This window comes from Pseudomonas sp. NPDC088885 (assembly GCF_044750025.1).
GTDB classification, from domain to species: Bacteria; Pseudomonadota; Gammaproteobacteria; order Pseudomonadales; family Pseudomonadaceae; genus Aquipseudomonas; species Aquipseudomonas rustica.
The window spans coordinates 1-2,136 of record NZ_JBIVJB010000223.1 but is presented as its reverse complement, the minus strand read 5'-3'; the positions used below and the strand labels follow the sequence as shown (position 1 = coordinate 2,136).

Annotated in this window: 3 protein-coding genes; all 3 read left to right on the top strand. The window is 62.1% G+C overall.

Annotated features, from left to right (window positions below; all coding sequences use genetic code 11):
• The first annotated feature begins 5 nt into the window (after positions 1-5).
• Complete coding sequence (ubiE, locus tag ACIP1X_RS28720) at positions 6-734, top strand: bifunctional demethylmenaquinone methyltransferase/2-methoxy-6-polyprenyl-1,4-benzoquinol methylase UbiE (RefSeq protein ID WP_400755956.1); 729 nt, start codon at positions 6-8, stop codon at positions 732-734.
• Complete coding sequence (locus ACIP1X_RS28715) at positions 734-1,357, top strand: SCP2 domain-containing protein (protein WP_064117077.1); 624 nt, start codon at positions 734-736, stop codon at positions 1,355-1,357. Before ubiE ends, ACIP1X_RS28715 begins: the two co-directional genes overlap by 1 nt.
• The coding region (locus ACIP1X_RS28710) for an AarF/UbiB family protein (RefSeq protein ID WP_400755955.1) at positions 1,354-2,136 on the top strand (783 nt) is incomplete at its 3' end. The genes ACIP1X_RS28715 and ACIP1X_RS28710, both read left to right, overlap by 4 nt.

The following is a 2,136-nucleotide window of genomic DNA, read 5'->3' as shown; positions in this document are numbered from 1 at the left end:
CGCCGATGGGCGAAGTCAGCGAAGTTCCGGAAAGCCAGAAAGCGGAAAAAGTCGCTGAGGTTTTCCACTCGGTAGCCGCCAAGTACGACCTGATGAACGACCTTCTGTCGGGCGGCATGCACCGTTTGTGGAAGCGTTTCGCGATCGAACTGTCGGGCGTGCGCAGCGGTAACCGCGTGCTGGACATCGCCGGCGGTACCGGCGACCTGACCAAAAAGTTCTCGCACCTGGTCGGCCCGACCGGTCAGGTGGTTTTGGCTGACATCAACGAATCCATGCTCAAGGTCGGTCGTGACCGCCTGCTGGATCTGGGTGTCGCCGGCAACGTCGAATTTGTTCAGGCGGATGCCGAAAAGCTGCCGTTCCCGGACAACCATTTCGACTGCGTGACCATCGCCTTCGGCCTGCGCAACGTGACGCACAAAGAAGACGCGCTGCGCTCGATGCTGCGCGTGCTCAAGCCTGGCGGTCGTCTGCTGGTGCTGGAATTCTCCAAGCCGACCAACGCGCTGATGTCGAAAGCCTACGACGCCTACTCGTTCGCCTTCATGCCGCTGATGGGCAAGCTGATCACCAACGACTCGGAAAGCTATCGCTACCTGGCCGAATCGATCCGCATGCACCCGAATCAGGAAACGTTGAAGTCGATGATGGTCGACGCCGGTTTCGACCGCGTGACCTATCACAACATGACCGCAGGGATCGTCGCCCTGCACCGTGGCATCAAGCCCTGATGTTACTTACCGGGCTGCTCGCCAGCGTTGAACTCGGCCTCAACCGGGTGCTGCGTCTCGACAGCACGGCGCTGCCGCGGCTGGCGCATTTGACCGGCAAAGTGATTGCCGTCGACTGCCGCAGCCCGGCGCTGCAACTGTTCATTTTGCCGAGCGACGAAGGTCTGATGCTGGCCTCGCACTGGGAAACCGGTGTCGACTGCACCCTGCGTGCGCCGGCTTCGAGCCTGATCAAACTGGCCGTGAGCAAAGACAAGACCGCGGTGCTGCACGCCCCGGAAGTCGAGCTCGATGGCGACAGCGGCGTGCTGCTGGAGCTGGCCGGCGTGCTGCAAGACCTTGAGCTGGACTGGGAGTACGAACTCTCGCGCTGGCTCGGCCCGGTCGCCACGCAATTGATTGGCGGTCACTTGCGCAGCCGCGCGCGCTGGTATCAACAAGGATTTGCCAGCCTCAACCAGAACCTCGCCGAATACCTCGCTGAAGAATCGCGCACCCTCGTCGGGCAGCGCGAAGCCGAAGCGCGGTTCAGTGAACTGGACCGGATCAAACTTGATCTGGAACGTCTCGAGGCGCGCTTCGAGCGCCTTTCCCGATCCCTCGACCCAAGCGATAACGCATGAAGCTGCTTGCCGTCCGCCGTCTGTTGCGCATCCAGCGCGTCGTGATCCGCTACCGTCTCGATGACCTGCTGTTCGATCTGCCGCTGCCCTGGTTCCTCCTGGCGCTGCGCTATGTGCTGCCGTGGCGCTGGTTCCCGCGCAAGCCGCTGGATCTGAGCCGGGGCGCGCGTTTGCGTCTGGCGTTGCAGGATCTCGGGCCGATTTTCATCAAGTTCGGGCAGATTCTCTCGACCCGCCGCGACCTGCTGCCGGAAGACATCGCCGATGAACTGATGCGCTTGCAGGATCGCGTGCCGCCGTTCGATTCGCAGCTGTCGATCAAGCTGATCGAAGAACAGCTCGGCAAGAAAATCAGCGACGTGTTCAGCCGTTTCGACGTCGAACCGCTGGCCTCGGCGTCGGTGGCGCAGGTGCATGCCGCGCAGTTGAAAACCGGCGAAGAAGTGGTGGTTAAAGTGATCCGCCCGGGCCTGAGACCGATCATTGCGCAGGATCTGGCGTGGCTGTTCATCCTCGCCCGCGCCGCTGAAAAGCTCTCGGCCGACGCGCGTCTGCTGCACCCGGTCGACGTGGTGCAGGACTACGAAAAAACCATCTACGACGAACTCGACCTGCTGCGCGAGGCGGCCAACGCCAGCCAGTTGAAGCGCAACTTCGAAGGTTCGCCGCTGCTCTACGTGCCACAAGTCTATTGGGACTGGTGCCGGCCGAAAGTGCTGGTGATGGAGCGCATCTACGGCATTCAGGTGACGGATCTGGCGACCCTCGCCGATCAGCGC

Coding starts and splice junctions, on each gene's coding strand:
- ubiE (WP_400755956.1), top strand. CDS start 6: ATGGGCGAAGTCAGCGAAGTTCCGGAAAGCCAGAAAGCGGAAAAAGTC.
- ACIP1X_RS28715 (WP_064117077.1), top strand. CDS start 734: ATGTTACTTACCGGGCTGCTCGCCAGCGTTGAACTCGGCCTCAACCGG.